Here is a 21,760-nt window from a genome sequence, read left to right as displayed (position 1 = left end):
AAGACGGGGCGGCGATGACTGCAGACCACGAGAGCGCCACGGCGAGCGGCGAGCCCGAGCTGTCCGACAGCCTGCGGACATTCGGGGCTGTCCTGAAGGCCCTGCGCGAAGCCGCCGGCCTCACCCAGGAGGACTTCGCGCCTCGCGTGCGGTACTCGGCCGCCTACATCGCCAAGATCGAGCAGGGCAAGCGATTCCCGCCGGAGAACCTGCCGGAGCGGGCAGCGGAGGCCCTGGGAGCGGTCGCCGGCAAAGTGCTCGGCGCCGCCGCGCGAAGCCTGCGCAGGAGGGCCGGGCTCGCCTCCTGGTTCCAGCAGTGGGCCGGGATCGAAGAGGAAGCGATCACGCTGTACGCGTACGAGTGCCGGGGGATTCCTGGGTTGTTACAGCCCGAGGGATACATCCGGGCCGTGTTTGAACGCCAGTTGCCGCCTCTCACGGAGACACAGATCCAACGACAGGTCACGGCTCGGCTCGAACGTCAGCGGCTCCTGTGCGAACGCCCTAACACCGCCTTCAGCTTCGTCATCGAGCAAGCTGTTCTGGAGCGTCGTGTTGGCGGAGAAGGTGTTACCGCCGTTGCCGTCGACCATCTGCTGAGCATCGGCCGGTACACCAACGTCGAGATCCAGATCATGCCGCTCAGGCAGGAGGACCACACGGGAATCGACGGGCAGTTGTATCTGGCCGAGAGCCCGGGCAACCAGTGGTTCGGCTACACCGAGGGCCACCGTTCAAGCGCCCTGCTCACCGCCCCGAGCGAAGTCAGCATCATGCTTCAGCGCTATGGCAAGCTGCGTTCCCAGGCCCTGGATTGCCGGGCTACGGTGAGCTTGCTGGAACGGATGCGAGGAGCGCTATGAGCACCACAGAGCTGAACTGGTTCAAGAGCAGCTACAGCGGCGGCGATGGCGACAACTGCGTAGAGGTGGCCGTGCGCCCCCACGCCGTCCACGTCCGCGACTCCAAGGACACCGACCGCCGCCCGTTCACCGTCTCCACCGCCGCGTGGTCGGACTTCACCGCGTACGCATCCGCCGTCGCATCCTGATTAGCGGCGCCCACGGTCCTTGATCGCCGCCGGGCCCCGCCGGTCCGCAGGCCGGCCTGTCTGGAGGCCTGCGGGGCCGAGCAGTCGTTCGGTGTCCGAAACTCAGTCGCGCCGCCCCACTGAGCTCGGAAGAATCACCCTTCATGTCCAACTCGTATGCCCAACCCATCTTCAGAACGACGGGTCTCTCCGCAGGGCTGCGCGTTGTCGAGCGGTTGCTTGGGATCGCTGACCTTCGAGAGCTCGAAATCGACTACGAGGCACATGTGTCCTCCGCACGAACCCTGACACCCCTGTTCGAGTTGTTGCCGTGGGCGACGTGGTACACCGAAGGCGACGGGGACGCCTCGTCGGAGGCCGGCGACGATCCGTCGGCGCATCTGCCCATTCGTTTCAGGGCCTGTGCGGAAGTGCCCGAGACCGTGCCGGTGTTTCTCGAAGCGCTGCATGACACACCAGCCACGGTGCGGTGGGATTTCGAGGGCTGGCCCGCCGCCCCCGAGGTCGGCTTGGGCACCGGAGGTTCCAGGGGCGCCTTCGTGACCTTGTGCGTGAACGTCCGCGACCTCGGCCTCTATGAGCCCGCCACCGATCACACCGTCTTCGTCCACGTGAAGCAGATTGAGGCCGAACGCGCGCCCTGGCTGGCCGCGCAGGTGGGACTGCAGGTGATCGGCGACCTCGTGATGGCCCCGTACTGAGCGCCTGCGGCGAACAACGGCCGAGAGTCGCCCCGTCACTCCGGCAACAGGTTCCCCCGCCGCGACAGCAGGAACTTCTTGAACGCCGCCACCGGCGGGGTGTCCGGGTGGCCGTCCAGCCAGGCCACGCCGATCTCCCGAGCAGCCCGCGGTGCCGTCACCGTCAGCTCCACGACCCCCGGGCGGGCCACCGCCGGGGGCGGGAGCAGCGCCACGCCCAGGCCGGCCGCGACCAGACCGCGCAGGGTCTCCGCCTCCTCGCCCTCGAAGGCGACGCGCGGGACGAAGCCCGCCTCCGTGCAGAGGTCGTCCGTGATGCGGCGCAGGCCGTAGCCGGGTTCCAGGGTGACGAAGGTTTCGTCGGCGGCCTCCGCCAGACGGATGCGGCGGCGGGTGGCCAGGCGGTGGTCCTCGGGGACGACCAGGCGCAGGCGCTGTTCGTCCAGGCGGCGGGCGACCAGGTCCGGGGCGTCCGGGACCGGTGAGGTGAGGCAGAGGTCGAGGCCGCCCGCACGGAGGCGTTCGATCATGGCCTCGCCGTAGTTCTGGACGAGCTGGAAGCGGACCCGGGGGTGGTCGGCGCGGAAGGCCCGGATGAGCGCGGGGACGGTCTCCGAGCCCATCGTGTGGAGGAAGCCGAAGGCGACCTTGCCCGCGGTGGGGTCGGCGTCCGCCCGTACCGAGTCGGCGGCCTTCTCCACCTCCGCGAGTGCCCGTTCCGCCGAGCCGAGGAAGGTGCGGCCCGCGGGGGTGAGGGAGACCGTGCGGCCCTTGCGGGCGAACAGGGCCACGCCCAGGTCCTGTTCCAGGCGGACCATGGCCCGCGAGAGCGTGGACTGCGGGACGCCGAGCTCGTGCGCGGCACGGGTCACGTGTTCGTGGCGGGCGACCGCCTCGAAGTACGCCAGGCGCGGCGCGAGGACCGCCCGGATGTCTTCTTCGTAACTGCTTGGTGACAGCCGAGGCTGTGAGCTGTGCTGATGCGCCATGGGATTGATTATCGCGTGTTTGTGCATTGGACGCATGAAAGGCGGCGGCATACGTTCGTGGCATGCCTCCTGCCAGTACCGGGGCGTCCACCCTCACCGTGGCCGCCTCGACCCAGTCGTCCCCCGTCGCCGCAACCGTTCCCGTCGCGTCCGCCACCACGGACCGGCTCGAACCCGGTCGCCCCGGCTATCGACGGATGAGCTTCGCGCTCTTCGCCGCCGGTGTCGCCACGTTCGCGCTCCTCTACTCCACCCAGGCCCTGCTGCCCGCCGTCTCCGCCTCCTTCGGCGCCACGGCCGGGCAGGCGAGCTGGACGGTGTCCGCCGCGACGGGTGCGCTGGCGCTCTGCGTGCTGCCGATGAGCGCGTTGTCCGAGCGGTTCGGGCGGCGGCAGATGATGACGGCCTCGCTGGTGGTCGCGGTGACCGTGGGGATGTTCGTGCCGTTCGCGCCCTCGCTCGGCTGGCTGATCGCGCTGCGCGCGGTCCAGGGCGCCGCGCTCGCCGGTCTGCCCGCCTCCGCGATGGCGTACCTGGCCGAGGAGGTCCGGCCGAAGGCGCTCGTCGCCGCGATCGGGCTGTTCGTCGCCGGCAACAGCATCGGCGGGATGAGCGGCCGCATCCTCACCGGCTGGGTCGCCCAGGCGTGGGGCTGGCGCGCGGCGCTCGGCGCGGTCGGGCTGCTGGCCGTGGCCTGCGCCGTCGTCTTCCACTTCATGATCCCCAAGGCCCGGCACTTCACCCCCGGTTCGCTGAACCCGAGGGCGCTGGCCAAGACCGTCGGCGGGCACCTCGCCGATCCGCTGCTGCGCCGGCTGTACGCGATCGGCGCGCTGTTCATGACGGTGTTCGGCGCGGTCTACACGGTGATCGGCTACCGGCTCGTCGAGGCGCCGTTCAGCCTCCCGCAGGGTGTGGTCGGGTCGATCTTCCTCGTCTACCTGGTCGGTACGGTCTCCTCCGCGGCTGCGGGGAAGCTCGTCGCCCGGCTGGGGCGGCGGGGTGCGCTCTACCTCGCCGTCTCCACCACGGCCGCCGGTCTGCTGCTCTCGCTCGCCGACCAGCTGGCCGCCGTGCTCCTCGGCCTGGTCCTGATCACGGCCGGGTTCTTCGCCGGGCACGCGGTCGCCTCGTCCTCCGTGAGCCGCACCGCCACCACGGGCCGCGCCCAGGCGTCGGCGCTCTACCAGTCGGCGTACTACCTGGGCTCCAGCGCGGGCGGCACGCTCGGCGCCGTCGCCTTCCACGCCGGCGGCTGGGCGGGCACGGTCGCGCTGGGACTGCTCGCGGTCCTCGGTGTCGTCTCGATCACGTTGTACGGGTCGCGGGCCGCCCGCGCCCAGCGGATGGGCGCGGCGACCGTGGCGTCCGTACCGAACTGAGACATTCGCCGCACAACCATCGACTCCCCGGCGCGCGTCTAGCAGGCTGAATCACCGCACTGCGCGCGAAGGGGAGTTGGCGGATATGGGAGTCACGGGGAACATACGGACCATTCGGGATACGAGGGTCATATCCGGCATGCGGAGTCGGCGCGGGCTCGCGCTGGCCGTCGCCGGGCTGACCGCCGTACCGGCGTTCGTGCTCGGCACCGGCGGCACCGCCCAGGCGGCGTCCTGCACGACGTCCAAGGGGCCGTACCAGAAGCAGGTCGAGAAGTACCTGCACCTGAAGGTGGACGGCAAGCAGTCGGCCGCCGACTGCAAGGCGATCCGGTCGTTCCAGAGCACCTACGGGGTCACCCCCACGATCGGTTACGCGGGACCCGTCACCTGGCGCACCATGCAGACGCTCACCGCCCAGAAGGCGGCCGGGAAGACCCCGAACAAGGCCAAGAAGTGCCCCACGAACAAGGGGCGCATCGCATGCGTCGACCTGACCCGGCAGATCACCTGGATCCAGGACGGCAGCAAGCTGAAGTTCGGCCCGGTGCCCGTGCGGACCGGGCGGGACGGGTACGAGACCCGGACCGGCGCCAGGAAGATCTACTGGAAGCACAAGAACCACGTCTCGTCGATCTACCACGTGGCGATGCCGTACTCCCAGTTCTTCGACGGCGGCCAGGCCTTCCACGCCGTGGGCGTGAAGATGTGGAACCCGCCGGGCTCGCACGGTTGCGTCAACATGCGCACAGCCGACGCGAAGTCATACTGGAACCTGTTGAAGAACGGCGACGACGTGTACGTGTACGGGCGCAAGCCCGGGACGTGACCGCTTCTGCTCTTCCCGCCCCCGTTGTCAGTGGCTTGCGGTAGCTTCCGAAGTGCTGAAGTGAGCGGTATCACGCGCAACAGGGGTGAGCGAAGCGATGAGTGATCTGACGGCGACGACGACTGATATCGACAGCCGTCTGGAGGGACACCGGGTCGAGCTGACCGGTTACTGCTACCGGATGCTCGGCTCGGCCTTCGAGGCGGAGGACGCGGTCCAGGACACCCTGGTCCGCGCGTGGCGCAACATCGACAAGTTCGAGGGACGCTCGTCGCTGCGGTCCTGGCTGTACCGCATCGCGACGAACGTCTGCCTCGACATGCTCACCGCGGGCAACAAGCGGGCCAGGCCCGTCGACCTCTCCGGGCCGACGCCGCTCGCGCAGGCCGCGCTCAACCCGCTCCCGGAGAACACCTGGCTGGAGCCGATGCCGGACGGGCGGATCCTGCCGTCCGTCGCGGACCCGGCCGAGGCCGCCGTCGCGCGCGAGTCGGTGCGGCTCGCGTTCGTCGCCGCGCTCCAGCATCTGCCGCCGAAGCAGCGTGCGGTGCTGATCCTGCGCGAGGTGCTCGCGTGGAAGGCCAGTGAGGTCGCCGAGCTGCTCGACACCTCCGTCGCCTCGGTCAACAGCGCCCTCCAGCGCGCCCGGGCCACGCTCACCGACCACCAGGGCGAGACCTCGGCCGCCGACGCGGCGGACCCGCTCGACGAGGAGCAGCGCAAGCTCCTGGAGCGGTATGTGGCGGCGTTCGAGGGCTACGACATGAAGGCGCTGACCGCGCTGCTCCATGAGGACGCCGTCATGACGATGCCGCCGTTCGACCTCTGGCTGCGGGGCCACGACGACATCACCGGCTTCATGACGTCGATCGGCGCGGCCTGCGCGGGCTCCCGGCTGGTCGCCACCTCGGCGAACGGCACCCCGGCGTTCGCGCACTACAAGCCGAATCCGGACGGTCCCGGGTTCGTGCCGTGGGCCGTGCAGGTCATCGACATCCAGGACGGGGCGATCACCGGAATGCACTGCTTCCTGGACACCCCGCGGTGGTTCCCGCTGTTCGGACTGCCGGACCACCTGGACACCGATGCCGCGTGAGGCCTCGGCCGGTGCGGGGGCTGGTCGCGGGATGGGTGGTGCTGGCCGTCGCGGGCTGGGGCGTGACGCAGTGGGTCGGTGAGCCGGCGGCTACGCCGGGGCCGGCCCCCGTGGCGCCGCCGGCCTCCGGCGCGGAGCCCGGTCCGCAGCCGGAGTCCGACTGCGCGGAGGCGGTCGCGCGGGCCGCGGAGCGGTCGCGGCCCGCGACGCCGGATCCCTCGGCCACCGCTCTCGCGGCCAAGGAATCCGTCGTGGGGGCCGACGGGCAGGCCCACCTCAGCCAGGTGGTCTGCGACTACGCGGAGTACGGCGGCAGGGGCTGAGAGGGGCGCCCCGCCACGTCAGGGGCCGGGCGTCCCGATGTCCACGGCCGTCGGTCCGTCGTCCAGCCCCACGACATCGTCCAGCCCCACCAGATCGAGCAGCAGCCGGAGTTCGGGCGGTGTCCCGCGCAGCCGCAGCCGTCTGCCGCCCGCCCGGCGGGCGACGAGCGACAGGCGGGCTATCGCCTCGACCAGAGCCAGGTCGGGCTGGACGATCCCGCCCACATCGCAGTCCACCGGCTCGGCCGCAGACGGGGCGGTGGCGCCCTCGGGCGTGTGCAGCAGCGCCTCCAGCTCGGCGCAGAGCCCGGGCACGGCTGCTCGGGTCACCCGTCCGGAGACGACGAGGACGATCGGGGTCACGGCTTCCACACCAGACAGACCGGCCGCGCGGCGAAAACTCATCGCCGCGCAGCCGGTCCGCACGCGTCGTCCGGGGGACGGCAGGTCAGGCGATGCGCTCCCGCACCACCGGCGTGGCGGCGAACGGGGTGCCCGCCGGGGCGATGTCGTACGCCTCCGGGAGCGCCTTCAGGGCGTACTCGAACTTCTCCGGGGTGTCCGTGTGCAGGGTCAGCAGCGGCTGTCCGGCCCGCACCTCGTCGCCCGGCTTGGCGTGCAGTTCGATGCCGGCGCCGGCCTGGACCGGGTCCTCCTTGCGGGCACGGCCCGCGCCGAGGCGCCAGGCGGCGACGCCGATGTCGTAGGCGTCCAGGCGGGTCAGTACGCCGGAGGCCGGGGCCGTGACGACGTGCTGTTCGCGGGCGACCGGGAGCGTGGCGTCCGGGTCGCCGCCCTGGGCGGAGATCATCCGGCGCCAGACGTCCATCGCGGAGCCGTCCGCGAGGGCCTTCTCCGGGTCGGCGTCCTTGAGCCCGGCCGCGTCCAGCATCTCGCGGGCGAGGGCCAGGGTGAGGTCGATGACGTCCTTCGGGCCGCCGCCGGCCAGGACCTCGACCGACTCTCGGACCTCCAGGGCGTTGCCCGCGGTGAGGCCGAGCGGGGTGGCCATGTCGGTGAGCAGGGCGACCGTGCGCACTCCGCTGTCGGTGCCCAGCGCGACCATGGTGGAGGCCAGTTCGCGGGCGTCGTCGATGGTCTTCATGAAGGCGCCGGAGCCGACCTTGACGTCCAGGACGAGGGCGCCGGTGCCTTCGGCGATCTTCTTGGACATGATCGAGCTGGCGATCAGCGGGATGGCCTCGACGGTGCCGGTGACATCGCGGAGCGCGTACAGCTTCTTGTCGGCGGGGGCCAGGCCGTCGCCCGCCGCGCAGATGACGGCGCCGGTGGTGTCGAGGACGTTCAGCATCTCGGCGTTGGAGAGGTGCGCGCGCCAGCCGGGGATGGACTCCAGCTTGTCGAGGGTGCCGCCGGTGTGGCCGAGGCCGCGGCCGCTGAGCTGCGGCACGGCGGCGCCGCAGGCGGCGACCAGCGGGGCGAGCGGCAGGGTGATCTTGTCGCCGACGCCGCCGGTGGAGTGCTTGTCGGTGGTGGGGCGGGAGAGCGAGTCGAAGTTCATCCGCTCGCCGGAGGCGATCATGGCGGCGGTCCAGCGGGCGATCTCCGTACGGTTCATGCCGTTCAGCAGGATCGCCATGGCCAGTGCGGACATCTGCTCGTCGGCGACCTCGCCGCGGGTGTACGCGTCGATGACCCAGTCGATCTGCTCGGGGGTCAGTTCGCCTCGGTCCCGCTTGGTGCGGATGACGGAGATGGCGTCCATGGTCTGGAGTCCTTCCGGCCGGTTACGTACGTGCGCGATGGGTACGACGCGTGAGTCCCGTTGACTCTACGCGCATAGAGGGAGAGAGAAGCGCCGGACGGGTCGCTGTGCGCGGCCCGTCCGGCGGGTTGCCCTACGGAGTTCTAGCCGAGGTGCGAGGGGCCGAACGCCTGCGGGAGCATCTCGTCGAGGGTGCGGAAGCCGTCCGGGGTCTCCAGGACGAGTTCCGGTCCGCCGAACTCGTGCAGCAGCTGCCTGCACCGGCCGCACGGCACCAGGATCTCGCCCGAACCGTCCACACAGGTGAAGTGGGTCAGCCGGCCGCCGCCGGTGGCGTGCAGCTGGGAGACCAGCCCGCACTCGGCGCACAGCCCGATGCCGTACGAGGCGTTCTCGACGTTGCAGCCGACGATCGTGCGGCCGTCGTCGACACGGGCGGCGACGCCGACCGGGTACCCGGAGTAGGGCGCGTACGCCCGGGACATGGCGTCCCGGGCGGCGGCCCGCAGGGCGTCCCAGTCGGCCCCCGCGACGGCGGCGGCGTCCGCGCCGGCGGTGGGCGTCACTTGCCCTGGCCCTTGCGGTAGCGCATGCCGTCCGCCTTGGGCATCCGCAGCCGCTGCGCGGAGAGCGAGAGGACGAGCAGCGTGACGACGTACGGGGTGGCGCTCACGAACTCGGTGGGCACCGTGTCCGTACCGAGGTACCAGACCAGGACGGCGGCGGCGATGACCGCGCTGATGACGCCCTGGAGGAAGCTCTTGCGGTAGAGCTTCCAGGCGGCGATGCCGGCCAGCACGACGACGAGCAGCAGGAGCAGCGCGTGGACGGACTCGCCGCCGTTGCGCAGCTGGAGCGCGTCGGCGAAGCCGAACAGGCCCGCGCCCATGGCGAGTCCGCCGGGCCGCCAGTTACCGAAGATCATCGCGGCGAGACCGATGTATCCGCGGCCGCCGGTCTGTCCCTCGTTGTAGATGTGCGAGGTGACCAGGGAGAGGAAGGCGCCGCCGAGTCCGGCCAGGCCGCCGGAGACGATCACCGCGATGTACTTGTACGTGTAGACGTTCACGCCGAGCGATTCGGCGGCCACCGGGTTCTCGCCGCAGGAGCGCAGCCGCAGGCCGAAGGCGGTCTTCCACAGGATGAAGAACGTGGCGACGAAGAGGACCGCGGCGACGATCGTCAGCAGGGACACGTTGGTGACCAGGCCGCCGATGACACCGGCCAGGTCGGAGACGAAGAACCAGTGGTGCTTCTCGATGGAGTGCAGTCCGTCCGAGAGTCCCGGGATCGTCACCGAGGTGATCTCGTCGGCCGGTGGGGACTGCTTCGGGGAGCCGCCCTTGGCCGCCGCGTCGCCGGAGTTGAACCACAGCTTGGCGAAGTAGGTGGTGAAGCCGAGCGCCAGGATGTTGATCGCGATGCCGGAGATGATGTGGTCGACGCCGAAGGTGACGGTCGCGACCGCGTGCAGCAGTCCGCCGAGCATGCCGCCGATGACACCGGCGAGTACGCCGAGCCAGGGGTTGGTCTGCCAGCCGGCCCAGGCGCCGAAGAAGGTGCCCAGGATCATCATGCCTTCGAGGCCGATGTTGACCACGCCGGAGCGTTCGGCCCAGAGGCCGCCGAGACCGGCGAGACCGATCGGCACGGCCATCGCGAGGGCCGCGCTGATCTGCCCGGCCGATGTGACGTCCTGCGCGCCGGTGATGGCACGCACCGCGGACAGCGCGAGCAGCACGCCCGCGATGATCAGCAGGATGACGGGGAACGAGAGGCGGGTGCGGCCGCTCTTGCCGCCGGAGACCTTGGGGGCCGCGGGGGGCGGGGTGGAAGTCGCCGTGACGGTCACGCCGACACCTCCTGCTGGTCGGAGTTACGGGCGGCCTGTGCGGCGAGTTCCGCGCCGACCTTGCTCTGCTGGCGCTTGAGTCCGTAGCGGCGGACGACTTCGTAGGCGATGACGACGCACAGGACGATGACGCCCTGGATGACGCCGACGATCTCCTTGTCGTACCCCTCGAACTCCAGCTTTCCGGTGCCGCGTTCCAGGAAGCCCCAGAGCAGTGCGCCGAGCGCGATACCGATGGGGTGGTTACGGCCGAGGAGGGCGATGGCGATGCCGGTGAAGCCGATGCCGACGGGGAAGTCGCCGCTGTACTCGTAGCTGTCGTTGAGCAGGGTCGGCATGCCGATGAGACCGGCGACCGCGCCGGAGATGAGCATCGAGGTGACGACCATCTTCTTGACGTTCACCCCGCTGGCCTGGGCCGCGGATCCGGACTGGCCGACGGTGCGCAGGTCGAAGCCGAACCGGGTGCGCGAGAGCGTGAACCAGTACGCGATGCCCGCGACGACCGCGACCACGATGAAGCCCCAGACGGGTGTCGGGGTGGTCGGGAACTCGAAGAAGTGCGAGGACTCCGGCAGCGGCTTGGTGGAGATCTTGGTGCCGGCCTCGTCGAGGTGGCCGAGGCGGCCCTGCTGGAGCAGATAGCCGATGATCGCGGTCGCGATGGCGTTCAGCATGATCGTCGAGACGACCTCGCTGACGCCCCGGGTGACCTTGAGGACACCGGCGATACCGGCCCACATCGCGCCGACGATCATCGCGGTGAGGATGATCAGCGGGATCTGGAGGGCGCCGGGCAGGGTCAGCGCGCCGCCGACCGCCGCGGCGAAGAAGGCGGCGAGGCGGTACTGGCCGTCGACGCCGATGTTGAAGAGGTTCATCCGGAAGCCGACGGCCACCGCGAGACCCGCGAGGTAGTACGTCGTCGCCTTGTTGAGGATGTAGACCTGGCTGTCCGACTTCAGGCCGTAGTCGAACATGATGCCGAAGGCGCTGAAGGGCTCCTTGCCGGTGGCGGCGAGCACGAGTGCCGTCACCAGGAAGGCGACCACGATCGCGAGTACGGGGGCCGCGATCCCCAGGAGCAGCCGCTCCTTGTCGATCTTCTTCATCGGTCCTCTCCCCCGTCCCGGGGGTCGGTGTCGGTGCGGTCGGCGGCCGATTCGTCCGGTGCCGGTGAGTCCGCGGGGCGCAGCGACTTCTCCGGAGCCTGGGGCTCCGCCGCCGGGGTTTCCTCCGCCGGGGTTTCCTCCGGCGCTTCGAGGTGGCCGCTGGCCGCGCCGGTCATCGCCGAGCCGAGCTCCTCGGGGGTGACGGAGGCCGGGTCGGCGTCCGCGACCAGCCGGCCGCGGTACATGACGCGCAGGGTGTCGGAGAGCCCGATCAGCTCGTCGAGGTCGGCGGAGATCAGCAGCACCGCGAGTCCCTCGCGGCGCGCCTCGCGGATCTGGTCCCAGATCTGGGCCTGCGCGCCGACGTCCACGCCCCGGGTGGGGTGCGCGGCGATCAGGAGCTTGGGCGAGTGGCTCATCTCGCGGCCGACGATCAGCTTCTGCTGGTTGCCGCCGGACAGGGAGGCCGCGGTGACCTCGATGCCGGGGGTGCGCACGTCGTACTCGCGCACGATCCGCTCGGTGTCGGCGCGGGCCGCCTTCAGGTCGAGGAAGGCGCCCTTGCTGTTGGGGCGCTCGGTGACGTGGCCGAGGATGCGGTTCTCCCAGAGCGGGGCCTCCAGCAGCAGTCCGTGCCGGTGGCGGTCCTCGGGGATGACGGCCATGCCGTCCTCGCGGCGCTTGCGCGTCGGCGTACGGGAGATGTCCGTGCCGTCCAGGGCGAGGGAGCCGGCGTCGAGGGTGCGCATGCCCATGATGGCGTCGACCAGTTCGGACTGTCCGTTGCCCTCGACGCCCGCGATGCCGAGGACCTCGCCCTTGTGGATGGTGAAGGTGATGCCGTCGAGGACGGCCCGCACCACTCCGTCCGGGTCGGTCGCGGTCAGCCGCAGCCCGTCGACGGTCAGCATCGGGGTGTCGGTGACGGTCGACTCGCGGGTCTCCGGGGAGGGCAGCTCACTGCCGACCATCAGCTCGGCGAGCTGCTTGGTGGTGGTGTGCTCCGGGTCGGCGGTGCCGACCGTCGTGCCGCGCCGGATGACGGTGATCTCGTCGGCCACCGACAGGACCTCGCCCAGCTTGTGCGAGATGAAGATGACCGTCAGGCCCTCGGCCTTGAGCTCGCGCAGGTTGTCGAAGAGCGCCTCGACCTCCTGCGGTACGAGGACGGCGGTGGGCTCGTCGAGGATCAGGGTGCGGGCGCCGCGGTAGAGGACCTTGAGGATCTCCACGCGCTGGCGGTCGGCGACACCGAGGTCCTCGACCATGGCGTCCGGGCGGACCCCGAGACCGTAGGCGTCGGAGATCTCCCGGATCTTCGCGCGGGCCCGGTCGCCGATGCCGTACAGCTTCTCGGAGCCGAGGACGACGTTCTCGAGCACGGTGAGGTAGTCGGCGAGCATGAAGTGCTGGTGCACCATGCCGATGCCGCGGTCGATGGCGTCGCCCGGGTTGGAGAACGTGGCCTGTTCGCCGTCCACCGCGATGGTGCCCTCGTCCGGCTTCTGCATGCCGTACAGGATCTTCATCAGAGTGGACTTGCCGGCGCCGTTCTCACCGACGAGAGCGTGGACGGTGCCGCGGCGCACGGTGATGTCGATGTCGTGGTTGGCCACGACCCCGGGGAACCGCTTGGTGATGCCGCGGAGCTCCACGGCATGAGGACTGGTGGACGCGTTGATGGCGCACTCTCCTTGGCAGGAGCGGAGGGCGGAGGCGGTGGGGCGGAAACGGGAAGGCGTGAGCGGGGGGCGGAAAAAGGTACCGCGCCCGAGCCGGAGCTACGCGCGTAGCTCCACCGAATCGTTGGCCACCTGATCACAGGTGGCGGACCGGGGCCGGTGACCCCCGGTGCGGGGGTACGCGATCGGGGCCCGGTCGGGCGGCCGAAGCCACTCGTCCGGGCCCCGATCTACGGGACGGATCAGGTCGTGGTCTTGACCGTGATGGTGCCGTCGACGATCTTCTTCTTCGCCGCGTCGAGCTGGGTCTGGATGTCCTTGAGGTGGTCACCCGTGGTGGTCAGGCTGACGCCGCCCTTGGCCAGGGAGTACGTCTGCGTGCCGGTCAGCGGCTTGCCGTCCTTGACGGACTTGACCAGGTCGAAGACGCCGGTGTCGACGTTCTTGACGACCGAGGTCAGGATCGACGCCTTGTACTTGGAGAGCGCCGGGTCCAGGGCCTGGTCGGAGTCGACGCCGATGGCCCAGGCACCCTTCTGGCCGGCGACGGCCTCGATCGCACCGGCACCCGAGCCGCCCGCGGCGGCGAAGATGACGTCGACGCCCTTGTCGAGCATGCCCTTGGCGGCGGCCTTGCCCTTGTCGGGGCTGCCGAAGCCGGACAGGTCCGAACCGGTGGACAGGTACTGGATCTGCACCGTGGCCGCGGGCTTGGTGTCCTTGACGCCCTGCTGGAAACCGGCGGCGAACTTCTTGATCAGCGGAAGGTCCACACCGCCGATGAAGCCGACCTTGCCGTCCTTGGACTTCAGGGCGGCCGCGACACCGGCGAGGTACGAGCCCTGCTCCTCGGTGAAGACGATCGAGTCGACGTTCTTCGCGTCGGCGACGGAGTCGACCAGGCCGAAGTTGACCTTCGGGTACTTGGGGGCGATCTTGTCGACCGCGTCCTTGTACGCGAAGCCGACGGCGATCACCGGGTTGTAGCCACCCTCGGCCAGCGACTGCAGACGCTGCTCGCGGTCGGCGGGGGTCTCACCGTTCTTGGCGGTGAGCTCCTTCGTCTGGGCGTCGAACTCGGCCTTGGCCTTGTCGAGGCCGCGGGCGGCGGAGTCGTTGAACGAGTTGTCGCCACGGCCGCCGACGTCGTAGGCCATGCCGATCTTCATCTGGCCGTCGTCGGAGCTGCTGCTCTCGTCCGACGAGCTGCCGCACGCGGTGGCGGTGAGTGCCAGCGCCGCGGTAACGGCACAAGCTGCGGTGATCTTGGATACCCGGCGCAAGGGAAGGCTCCTTCAAACCTGACCGAAGCGCCTCTTCCGGCGCTGGTTTCGCGGCGATCGTAACGCGCGTAGATGTCAGATAAAGCCCTGTACGGAAGCCGTTATCGGATCGTCGCGAACCGGGGGTGACCTGTCCGGTTACGGATGGTTGCCGTGAAGCAGAGCGGAAGCGGTGAACAGCTCCACCCCCACGGCGATCGCCTCCTCGTCCGCGTCGAAGTTGCCCCGGTGCAGGTCCAGCCCGCGCGTGTCGCCGGGCGTCCGCACCCCGAGCCGCGCCATCGCGCCCGGCACGTGCTCCAGATACCAGGAGAAGTCCTCCCCTCCCAGGCTCTGTTCGGTGTCCTCGATCGCATACGATCCGCGGCGGGCGGACATCGCGCCGGCCAGCAGATCGATCGCGGCCGCGTCGTTCACCACCGGCGGGACACCCCGGATGTAGTTGATCACCGTCTTGGCGCGGTGCATCCCGGCCACCTCGTCGATCGCGGCGTGCACCAGGTCCGGCGCCTCGCGCCACGCCGTCAGGTCCAGGCAGCGAACCGTGCCCGACAGTTCGGCGTGTTGCGGGATGACGTTGCAGGCGCGCCCGGTCTCCAGCCGCCCCCAGGTCAGCGCGAGCCCGGCCCGTGCGTCGGCCCGGCGGGCCAGCAGCGCGGGGACCTCGGTGACCACCTTCGCGGCGGCGGTGACCAGGTCCGTGGTCAGGTGCGGGCGGGCGGTGTGGCCGCCGGGCCCGTCCAGGGACACCTCCAGCCGGTCGCAGGCGGAGGTGATCGCCCCGGCCCGCAGACCGATCCGCCCCACGTCGACCTTCGGGTCGCAGTGCACCCCGATGATCCGCCCGACACCCTCCAGCACCCCGGACTCGATCGCGTCGGGCGCCCCGCCGGGCAGCACCTCCTCGGCCGGCTGGAAGATCAGCCGCACCGGACTGGGCAGCAGCCCCTGCCGGTCGAGCTCGGCGAGCACGAGGCCGGCGCCGAGGACGGTGGTGGTGTGGACGTCGTGCCCGCAGGCGTGCGCCCGGTCGGGGACGGTGGAGCGGTACGGGACGCCCGCCTTGGTGTCCGGGATCGGCAGCGCGTCGATGTCGGCCCGCAGCGCGAGCATCGGCGGCGTCGACCCGTCCCGCGTCCCGACGTCACACATGAGCCCCGTCCCGGAGGCGAGCACCCGCGGCACGAGCCCGGCCAGCTCCAGCCGGGCCTTGATGGCCGCGGTGGTGCGGAACTCCTGGTTGCCGAGCTCGGGGTGCATGTGCAGATCACGACGGAAGGCGATCAGCTCGGCGCGCAGCGCTTCGGGCAGCGTGCCGGGCAGGGCCCGGTCCCCGGGCAGGTCGGCATCGGACTCGCGGGACATCAACTGGTTCACCCGTTGAAGGGTAGGCCCCTTGCCCCGTCAACTGACCACAGATCAACAAAAGTTCAGCCGCATAGAGGAACAAAAGACGGCGCCGCCACGTGTGACATGAGATAGGGGCGGGTAAACTCTCCGGATTTCTTCCCGCCGCAACCCCCTGTACGGCCCTCGAATCCGCGGCCTACGCTGCACCCTTGCGGACGGACACGGATGCACGTTCGTCGTACACCTGAACGGCTTCCGGTCGGAGCCGTGGGACGAGGGGGGCCTCGGCAGTGCTCGGCACAGCGGAAATACGCGTTCAGTCATGCCCGGAATGTGGTGCGGAAATCCGCACGGACCACAGGTTCGTCCCGTGGTGTGCCGCCTGCGACTGGAATGTGGACCCGGGGGCGCCCGAGGAGCCGGCCGGTCGGATGGACGCCCTGCGGCACCGGCTGGCCCGGCAGTACGGCGAGAGTCTGCTGGCAGAGGTGACGGCGGAGGGGCCCCTGCGCCCCCGGCGCGATGCGTCCGGTGTTCTCGCCCTCGCCCTGGCACTGGCCGTCCACGGCGTCACCGCCGCCCTGCTCGTCGGCGGACTGCTGCTGGTGACGCTCGGCTGGGGCAGCGGACTCCCCTTCCTCGGCGCCTTGTGCCTCGTCACCGCCTGGGTCCTGCGTCCCCGGTTCGCACGCCTGCCCGAGGACGAGCCGGTGCTGCGCCGGGCCGACGCGCCGGAGCTGTTCGCCCTGATCGACGAGATCGCCGGAACGGTGGGGACGACGGGCGTGCACGCGGTCTCGGTCACCGGCGAGTTCAACGCGAGCGTGTCGACGTACGGCCTGCGGCGCCGCCGGGTGCTGTCCATCGGGCTCGGGCTCTGGGAGACCCTCGGCGCCGAGCAGCGGATCGCGCTGCTGGGACATGAGCTCGGCCACTACGCCAACGGCGACACCCGCCACGGCCTGATCATCGGCAACGCGTGCCGCTCGCTGGACACCTGGCGGTACCTGCTGGCCCCGGCCGAGCACCCCACACCCCTGGAGGCCGTGATCAACGCCCTCTACCTGCTTCCCCGTTCCGCGGTCACGGGCGTTCTCATGGTCCTCGACCACCTGACCCTGCGCGCCGCCCAGCGCGGCGAGTACCTGGCCGACTCCTTCGCTGCCCGGTGCGGCTCCACAGAGGCTGCCGTGGGGCTGATGGACCGGCTGCTGGTCGCCGACTCCGTCGCCGCGAAGCTGCTGCGGGAGTCGAACTCCCTGCGGACCCGGCGCGGCGGGACCGCGGCAGGCGGTGAGGTCTGGAGCGGCCTGTGGGAACGCCTGGCCGCCCACATGGACACGATCCCGGAGAGCGAGCACGAACGTCAGCGCCGTTGCAGCGCGCTGCGCGGTCACAGCGTCGACGCCACACACCCGCCGACCCACCTGCGCCGGACCCGGCTCCTGACCGCGGCGGTCCTGCCGGCGGCGGTCACCATGGACACCGCACGCCGAACCGCGCTGCAGGACGAACTCTCGGGGGCGAGGGACCGGGTGGCGCGCCGGATCATGGACGGCCGGTAGCCGGCACGGTCCGTCGGCCGCGTCCGTCCCCGCCCCTTCACGCCTCCGTCGTCACCGCCGTGGCCCGCCAGGGTGCCAGCCGCTGGACGTCGCGGGCCGTCTCCGTGACGCCGGCCAGGAAGCCCTGGGCTCTCGGGGACGCCGTTTCGCGGAGCCATTCCGGGGCGATGTCGCAGACCGCGACCTTGACCTCGGTGCCGACCAGGGCCAGCGGCAGGGTGTGGACCACCGTGGAGGGGAAGCTCAGGACCGTGCGGCCGATGGGGCCGCGGCGGGCGATGAGTTCGAGGGGGAGGTCGGGGCGGACGATCTCCAGACCGGTGGCGGCCTCCAGGGCGTGGAGCTTCTCGGTGGACTCGCGGCGGTGGGCGAAGTAGCGGGTGGCGCCGTGGGTGCGGGCCAGGGCGGCGACCGCCTCCAGGTAGGGGGCGCGGTCGACGACGCCGGTCTCGACCAGTGAGGTGCCGACCAGGTCCGCGCCCTTGGTCAGCAGCGGCGGGCCGAAGCGGGAGCGGGTCCAGGAGAACGTGTTGGGGATGAGGCTGATGCCGGGCGGCGGGATCACCGGCATCGCGGTGAAGAGTTCGACCTCGCGCGCCGCGGACGGGGTGAAGCGGCGGCGGGCGGTGGCCGAGACCGGGGCCAGGGCCAGGTCGCGGGGGCCGGAGCCGCCGCGGCGGTGCCAGCGGGTGAGGCGTTCGCCGCGGGTCATCTGGGTGACGAACTCCATGGTGGCGGTGCCGTCGTCGACCACGGTGAGCCGGCGGGGGCGGACCAGGGTGAGCAGGAGCTGTACGTAACGGGAGAACGGGTCGCCGATGACGATGTGGTCGGCGCTGCGCACGAGCTTGGTGAGGGCGCGCAGCGACTTCAGGGGGGTGCCCGAGTCGCCGCGCGCCTCCTGCCAGCGCACGGTGATGCCCTCGTCGCGGGCCAGCTCCGCCATCCGGCGCAGCTGACCGCGCGACATCGGGTCGACCGGAGGGAGGACGACGACGGTGACGTCCGCGACGACACGGCCGCCGCCTCCCTCTGTGTAGGCCCACTCCAGGACGTTCAGGAGCTGGACCGGGCTCTCGACGAAGGCGAGGTTCACCGGTCTGCCCGTCAGACCGCGACCGGCTCGGCGGCCTGGGCCGTCTCGCCGCTCTCCGCCACGACGCCCGGGACCCGGCGGAGCTTCTTCATCGGGCCGAGCTCCGACTCGTACACCTTCTTGACGCCGTCGCCGAGGGACGCCTCGATGGTGCGGATGTCGCGGACCAGGCGGGTCAGGCCCTGCGGCTCGACGGACGCGGCCTGGTCGGAGCCCCACATGGCGCGGTCGAGGGTGATGTGGCGCTCGACGAACGCGGCGCCGAGCGCGACGGCCGCGAGGGTGGTCTGCAGGCCCGTCTCGTGGCCGCTGTAGCCGATCGGGACGTTGGGGTACTCCTGCTGGAGGGTGTTGATGACGCGCAGGTTCAGCTCCTCGGCCTTCGCCGGGTACGTCGACGTGGCGTGGCAGAGCAGGATGTTGTCCGAGCCGAGGACCTCGACCGCGTGGCGGATCTGGCGCGGGGTCGACATGCCGGTGGAGAGGATCACCGTGCGGCCGGTGGCGCGCAGCGAGCGCAGCAGCTCGTCGTCGGTGAGGGACGCGGAGGCGACCTTGTGGGCGGGGACGTCGAACTTCTCCAGGAAGGCGACGGCCTCGGTGTCCCACGGGGAGGCGAACCAGTCGATGCCGCGCTCGGCGCAGTGCTCGGAGATGGCGCGGTACTCGGTCTCGCCGAACTCGACGCGGTGGCGGTAGTCGATGTACGTCATCCGGCCCCAGGGGGTGTCGCGCTCGATGTCCCACTGGTCGCGCGGGGTGCAGATCTCGGGGGTGCGCTTCTGGAACTTGACGGCGTCGCAGCCGGCTTCGGCGGCCACGTCGATCAGCTTGAGGGCGTTGTCGAGGTCGCCGTTGTGGTTGATGCCGATCTCGCCGGTGACGTAGACGGGGTGGCCGGGGCCCGCGGTGCGGTCGCCGAGTGTGCGCAGTCGGGAGGTGCTCATGAGGGTGTTCCTTACTTACTTGGCGGGGGTGGTGAGGGTGGAGGTGATGAGGGTGGGGCCCAGCAGCCAGGCCGCGATCTCGCGGACGGCGCCGAAGCCGCCGGGGGTTTTCGTCACGGCGCGCGCGGCGGCGCGTACCGAGTCGTGCGCGCTCGCGACGGCGACGGGCCAGCCGGCGAGTGCGAAGCAGGGGAGGTCGTTGACGTCGTTGCCGACGTACAGGACGCGTTCGGGGGCGATGGACTGCTCGTCGCACCACTGCTTGAGCGCGAGGTCCTTGCGGTCGATGCCGTGCAGGACGGGGACGCGGAGCTTGTGGGCGCGGGCGGCGACGACCGGGTTCTGTTCCGTGGAGAGGATCAGGAGGGGGACGCCCGCCTTGCGCAGGGCGGCGATGCCGAGCCCGTCGCCGCGGTGGACGGCGACGGTCTCGCGTCCGTCGGAGTCGATGAGGACGCGGTCGTCGGTCTGGGTGCCGTCGAAGTCGAGGACGACGGCGTCGATGTCCTCGCGGGTGGGCAGCGGCGCCGGGTCCAGGAGCGGGGCCAGGGCGCGGGCGCGGGCCAGGTCGTGCGGGTCGTCGATCTCCAGGACGCGGGCCGGGTCGGTGCGCACCAGGGCGGTGTGGCCGAAGAAGCGGTGGCGGTGGGTACGGAAGCCCGCCGCGTCCATCGCGTAGGCGGCGCCCGTTTCGAGGAGGTCCTCGGGGCGGTCCTGGCGGCGCGGGCGGACGGCCTTGTCGTGGTTGACGCCGTAGTTGTGGTCCTCGACCGCGCTGCCGTCGCGCCACAGGAAGCCGTGGAACGGGGCGACGGTGACGGCCGTGTCGGCGCCTTCGCGGGCGACCGCGGCGGCGACGCCGTCGATGTCCTCGCGGGCGACGAAGGGGCTGGTGCACTGGACGAGCAGGACGACGTCCACGCTCCGGCCGTGCTCGGCCTCGTACGTGTCCAGCGCGTGCAGGACGGCGGCCTCGCTGGTCGCGGTGTCGCCGGCGATGGCCTCGGGGCGCTGGACGCAGTGCACCCGGGCCGATTCGCCGAGGCTCTCGCCGGCGGCGCGGGCCGCCTCCGCGACGGCCGGGGCGTCGGTCGTCACGACGACGTCCGTCACCTCGCCCGACGCGAGGCAGGCGCGGACCGCGCGGACGACGAGCGGGACACCGCCGACCTGGGCGAGGTTCTTGGCGGGGACGCCCTTGGATCCGCCGCGGGCGGGGATCACGGCGAGCACGGTGGGCTGCTTGGTGGGCTGCGTCATCGCTGCTCCAGGAAGAGTTCCGGTGGTGGTGTTCACAGCTCGCCCATCCGGCGGATGACCGGGGCGACGCGCTGGACGCCGTGGCGGTACGCGCCCCGGGCCGCGTCGCGGACCGCCTCGCGCACCGCTCCCCTGACCCGGCCGGTCTCCCGGGGCCCGGCGGCGCCCGGCAGCGGGTGGCCGTCGGGGGCCAGGTGGTGGCGGGCGAGGATGCCCGGGAGGTAGCCGGGGGCGGTGGCGGGTGTGTAGTAGGGCGCGAGGTCCGGCAGCCGGTCCTGCGCGAGCAGGGCGGTGGCCCGGGCGCGGGCGGTGTCGTAGGCCGTTCCGTAGCTGCCGTCGGCGGCGACGCCCTGGCCGGCCAGCCAGGCGGGGTCGGGCTCCGGGTGGGCGCCGCCGTCGAGGTGGTCCCAGGAGGTGAGCAGGCCGGAGCCGATGAAGTGGTGGTTGCCGAGGGTCTCGCGCACCCCGAGGTCGGTGAGGACGGCGGTGGGGATGCGCCGGTGCAGGGATTCCAGGGCGGCGGTCGAGGAGACGGTGACCAGCAGGTCGGTGCGGTCCAGGACCTCGCCCATGTGCCCGTACACGAGGCGGAAGTTGGGCGGGAGTCCGCCGGGCAGCCGCTCGGCGAGCCGCTGGTAGGGGAGTTCCTCGATGTGCGTGGTGTGCTCGCCCGGCCTGGAGCGCAGCTTCAGGAGCACCTCGCGCCGCGGGTGCAGCCTGGCGTGCTCGACGAGCCTGCGCAGCAGGTACGTACGGTCGGCGCGGGAGGCCGGTACGGAGGGCTGGGCGGCGAACACGACGGTGTCGCGGCCCTGTTCGGGGGTGTGCGGGGCGCCGCCGAGGAACGGCAGGGCGGCCTCCGTGACGGCCGACGCGTCGGCGCCCACTCCCTCGTACACCGCGCGGAAGCGCTGCGCGTCGTGGCGGGAGTTGGCGAGGACGACGTCGGCGCCGTGCCGCAGCAGCAGTCCGTCGGCGAGCTTCTCGTAGACGACGCCGACGTAACCGGTGACGACGACGGGCCGGGCCGGCAGCCGGAGGGCCGCGAGGCCGTGCACCATCGCCTGGACTGCCCCGCCGACGAGGGCGAGGACCACGAGGTCGTACCCCTCGTCCCGCACGGTGTGCAGGAATTCGACGGCCGTCACCTCGCGCACCCGGTCGGTGTCGATGCCGACGTCGCCGACCTCGGCGAGCTGTCGGGGTGTCGGCGTCGCCCGGCCGCGGAGCAGCAGTCCGCTGATCTGCGCGGGCGGCGTGGACGCGCTTCCGTCGCCCGTGGTCAGCCGGCGCGCGGTGAGCGCGCCCCACTTCCATCGGGTGTCGGAGTCGGCGAGGACGGCGACCCGGAGAGCGCTCGTCTTTTCGGTACGTGGGGGCACGTCCCAAAACTTAGGAAGGCATTTCGATGGGCGGCCCAACGCGATGGCAACAGCGGGTTAACAGCCCGCCGACGCTTGGCGAATCACCCTCACAAATGCCCCGCTCCCGGTGAGGAATGGACCTGGTTCATCAC

21 protein-coding genes are annotated in these 21,760 nt (G+C 71.2%); 8 read left to right on the top strand and 13 right to left on the bottom strand.

What is annotated here, in order from left to right; all coding sequences use genetic code 11:
* Positions 1-14: 14 nt before the first annotated feature.
* From OG408_RS24725 to OG408_RS24715, 3 genes are all read left to right on the top strand, one after another.
* Positions 15-863: a helix-turn-helix domain-containing protein gene (locus OG408_RS24725; RefSeq protein ID WP_326672001.1), complete on the top strand. Its 849-nt coding sequence runs from the start codon at positions 15-17 to the stop codon at positions 861-863.
* A complete protein-coding gene (locus tag OG408_RS24720) occupies positions 860-1,051 on the top strand; it encodes a DUF397 domain-containing protein (RefSeq protein WP_285564777.1) in 192 nt (63 codons plus the stop codon). The genes OG408_RS24725 and OG408_RS24720 overlap by 4 nt, the downstream gene beginning before the upstream one ends.
* A gap of 143 nt (positions 1,052-1,194) precedes the next feature.
* Positions 1,195-1,752: a hypothetical protein gene (locus OG408_RS24715; RefSeq protein WP_285564778.1), complete on the top strand. Its 558-nt coding sequence runs from the start codon at positions 1,195-1,197 to the stop codon at positions 1,750-1,752.
* 35 nt (positions 1,753-1,787) lie between these two features.
* Here OG408_RS24715 and OG408_RS24710 read toward each other — a convergent pair whose 3' ends face one another.
* Positions 1,788-2,741 (bottom strand): LysR family transcriptional regulator, encoded by a 954-nt coding sequence (locus OG408_RS24710; RefSeq protein ID WP_326671999.1) that lies wholly within the window; start codon positions 2,739-2,741, stop codon positions 1,788-1,790.
* A gap of 62 nt (positions 2,742-2,803) precedes the next feature.
* Between OG408_RS24710 and OG408_RS24705 the strand changes: the two genes are divergently transcribed.
* The 4 genes from OG408_RS24705 (at position 2,804) to OG408_RS24690 (ending at position 6,371) form a co-directional block, all read left to right on the top strand.
* Complete coding sequence (locus OG408_RS24705) at positions 2,804-4,123, top strand: MFS transporter (protein WP_266781976.1); 1,320 nt, start codon at positions 2,804-2,806, stop codon at positions 4,121-4,123.
* A 139-nt stretch (positions 4,124-4,262) separates the two neighbouring features.
* Complete coding sequence (locus OG408_RS24700; protein ID WP_285564781.1) at positions 4,263-4,952, top strand: L,D-transpeptidase family protein; 690 nt, start codon at positions 4,263-4,265, stop codon at positions 4,950-4,952.
* Positions 4,953-5,049: 97 nt separating this feature from the next.
* Positions 5,050-6,048, top strand: coding sequence for a sigma-70 family RNA polymerase sigma factor (locus OG408_RS24695; protein WP_326671996.1), 999 nt, complete (start codon positions 5,050-5,052; stop codon positions 6,046-6,048).
* Positions 6,045-6,371 (top strand): hypothetical protein, encoded by a 327-nt coding sequence (locus OG408_RS24690; protein ID WP_266781970.1) that lies wholly within the window; start codon positions 6,045-6,047, stop codon positions 6,369-6,371. Before OG408_RS24695 ends, OG408_RS24690 begins: the two co-directional genes overlap by 4 nt.
* A gap of 18 nt (positions 6,372-6,389) precedes the next feature.
* Here OG408_RS24690 and OG408_RS24685 read toward each other — a convergent pair whose 3' ends face one another.
* From OG408_RS24685 to OG408_RS24650, 8 genes are all read right to left on the bottom strand, one after another.
* Complete coding sequence (locus tag OG408_RS24685) at positions 6,390-6,776, bottom strand: STAS domain-containing protein (RefSeq protein ID WP_266781968.1); 387 nt, start codon at positions 6,774-6,776, stop codon at positions 6,390-6,392.
* A gap of 43 nt (positions 6,777-6,819) precedes the next feature.
* A complete protein-coding gene (locus tag OG408_RS24680) occupies positions 6,820-8,097 on the bottom strand; it encodes a thymidine phosphorylase (protein WP_266781966.1) in 1,278 nt (425 codons plus the stop codon).
* A gap of 143 nt (positions 8,098-8,240) precedes the next feature.
* Positions 8,241-8,663, bottom strand: a complete 423-nt coding sequence (locus OG408_RS24675) for a cytidine deaminase (RefSeq protein ID WP_266781964.1) — start codon at positions 8,661-8,663, stop codon at positions 8,241-8,243.
* Positions 8,660-9,949, bottom strand: coding sequence for an ABC transporter permease (locus tag OG408_RS24670; RefSeq protein ID WP_266781962.1), 1,290 nt, complete (start codon positions 9,947-9,949; stop codon positions 8,660-8,662). Before OG408_RS24670 ends, OG408_RS24675 begins: the two co-directional genes overlap by 4 nt.
* Entirely contained in the window at positions 9,946-11,061 is a 1,116-nt protein-coding gene (locus tag OG408_RS24665) for an ABC transporter permease (protein ID WP_266781960.1), read from the bottom strand. The genes OG408_RS24670 and OG408_RS24665 overlap by 4 nt, the downstream gene beginning before the upstream one ends.
* Positions 11,058-12,716 (bottom strand): ABC transporter ATP-binding protein, encoded by a 1,659-nt coding sequence (locus OG408_RS24660; RefSeq protein ID WP_285564784.1) that lies wholly within the window; start codon positions 12,714-12,716, stop codon positions 11,058-11,060. Before OG408_RS24660 ends, OG408_RS24665 begins: the two co-directional genes overlap by 4 nt.
* Positions 12,717-12,985: 269 nt before the next feature.
* The gene (locus OG408_RS24655) at positions 12,986-14,026 is read right to left on the bottom strand and encodes a BMP family lipoprotein (protein WP_266781956.1); all 1,041 of its coding nucleotides are present in this window, start codon (positions 14,024-14,026) and stop codon (positions 12,986-12,988) included.
* A 138-nt stretch (positions 14,027-14,164) separates the two neighbouring features.
* A complete protein-coding gene (locus tag OG408_RS24650) occupies positions 14,165-15,391 on the bottom strand; it encodes an amidohydrolase (protein WP_326674590.1) in 1,227 nt (408 codons plus the stop codon).
* Between the two features lie 416 nt (positions 15,392-15,807).
* Between OG408_RS24650 and OG408_RS24645 the strand changes: the two genes are divergently transcribed.
* Entirely contained in the window at positions 15,808-16,941 is a 1,134-nt protein-coding gene (locus tag OG408_RS24645) for a M48 family metallopeptidase (protein WP_326671989.1), read from the top strand.
* A gap of 37 nt (positions 16,942-16,978) precedes the next feature.
* On the opposite strand, the gene OG408_RS24640 is transcribed toward OG408_RS24645, so the two are convergent.
* The 4 genes from OG408_RS24640 to OG408_RS24625 are packed head-to-tail and all read right to left on the bottom strand — an operon-like array spanning position 16,979 to position 21,626.
* The gene (locus OG408_RS24640) at positions 16,979-18,037 is read right to left on the bottom strand and encodes a hypothetical protein (protein WP_326671987.1); all 1,059 of its coding nucleotides are present in this window, start codon (positions 18,035-18,037) and stop codon (positions 16,979-16,981) included.
* An 11-nt stretch (positions 18,038-18,048) separates the two neighbouring features.
* Positions 18,049-18,984 (bottom strand): N-acetylneuraminate synthase family protein, encoded by a 936-nt coding sequence (locus tag OG408_RS24635; RefSeq protein ID WP_266781950.1) that lies wholly within the window; start codon positions 18,982-18,984, stop codon positions 18,049-18,051.
* Between the two features lie 15 nt (positions 18,985-18,999).
* Entirely contained in the window at positions 19,000-20,244 is a 1,245-nt protein-coding gene (locus OG408_RS24630; protein WP_326671984.1) for an acylneuraminate cytidylyltransferase, read from the bottom strand.
* 32 nt (positions 20,245-20,276) lie between these two features.
* Positions 20,277-21,626 carry a DUF6716 putative glycosyltransferase gene (locus tag OG408_RS24625; RefSeq protein WP_326671983.1) on the bottom strand — a complete coding sequence of 450 codons (1,350 nt, stop codon included), beginning with the start codon at positions 21,624-21,626 and terminating at the stop codon, positions 20,277-20,279.
* Positions 21,627-21,760 lie beyond the last annotated feature (134 nt).

The sequence above is a fragment of the Streptomyces sp. NBC_01257 genome, from assembly GCF_035917255.1.
Taxonomy (GTDB): domain Bacteria; phylum Actinomycetota; class Actinomycetes; order Streptomycetales; family Streptomycetaceae; genus Streptomyces.
Note: the sequence above shows the minus strand (reverse complement) of the source record. Positions and strands in the feature narration are given on the sequence as shown.

Excerpts from the sequence above, each read along its gene's own strand:
- OG408_RS24725 (WP_326672001.1), top strand. The coding sequence starts at position 15 with ATGACTGCAGACCACGAGAGCGCCACGGCGAGCGGCGAGCCCGAGCTG.
- OG408_RS24720 (WP_285564777.1), top strand. The coding sequence starts at position 860 with ATGAGCACCACAGAGCTGAACTGGTTCAAGAGCAGCTACAGCGGCGGC.
- OG408_RS24715 (WP_285564778.1), top strand. The coding sequence starts at position 1,195 with ATGTCCAACTCGTATGCCCAACCCATCTTCAGAACGACGGGTCTCTCC.
- OG408_RS24710 (WP_326671999.1), bottom strand. The coding sequence starts at position 2,741 with ATGGCGCATCAGCACAGCTCACAGCCTCGGCTGTCACCAAGCAGTTAC.
- OG408_RS24705 (WP_266781976.1), top strand. The coding sequence starts at position 2,804 with ATGCCTCCTGCCAGTACCGGGGCGTCCACCCTCACCGTGGCCGCCTCG.
- OG408_RS24700 (WP_285564781.1), top strand. The coding sequence starts at position 4,263 with ATGCGGAGTCGGCGCGGGCTCGCGCTGGCCGTCGCCGGGCTGACCGCC.
- OG408_RS24695 (WP_326671996.1), top strand. The coding sequence starts at position 5,050 with ATGAGTGATCTGACGGCGACGACGACTGATATCGACAGCCGTCTGGAG.
- OG408_RS24685 (WP_266781968.1), bottom strand. The coding sequence starts at position 6,776 with ATGAGTTTTCGCCGCGCGGCCGGTCTGTCTGGTGTGGAAGCCGTGACC.
- OG408_RS24680 (WP_266781966.1), bottom strand. The coding sequence starts at position 8,097 with ATGGACGCCATCTCCGTCATCCGCACCAAGCGGGACCGAGGCGAACTG.
- OG408_RS24665 (WP_266781960.1), bottom strand. The coding sequence starts at position 11,061 with ATGAAGAAGATCGACAAGGAGCGGCTGCTCCTGGGGATCGCGGCCCCC.
- OG408_RS24650 (WP_326674590.1), bottom strand. The coding sequence starts at position 15,391 with ATGTCCCGCGAGTCCGATGCCGACCTGCCCGGGGACCGGGCCCTGCCC.
- OG408_RS24645 (WP_326671989.1), top strand. The coding sequence starts at position 15,808 with ATGGACGCCCTGCGGCACCGGCTGGCCCGGCAGTACGGCGAGAGTCTG.
- OG408_RS24635 (WP_266781950.1), bottom strand. The coding sequence starts at position 18,984 with ATGAGCACCTCCCGACTGCGCACACTCGGCGACCGCACCGCGGGCCCC.
- OG408_RS24630 (WP_326671984.1), bottom strand. The coding sequence starts at position 20,244 with ATGACGCAGCCCACCAAGCAGCCCACCGTGCTCGCCGTGATCCCCGCC.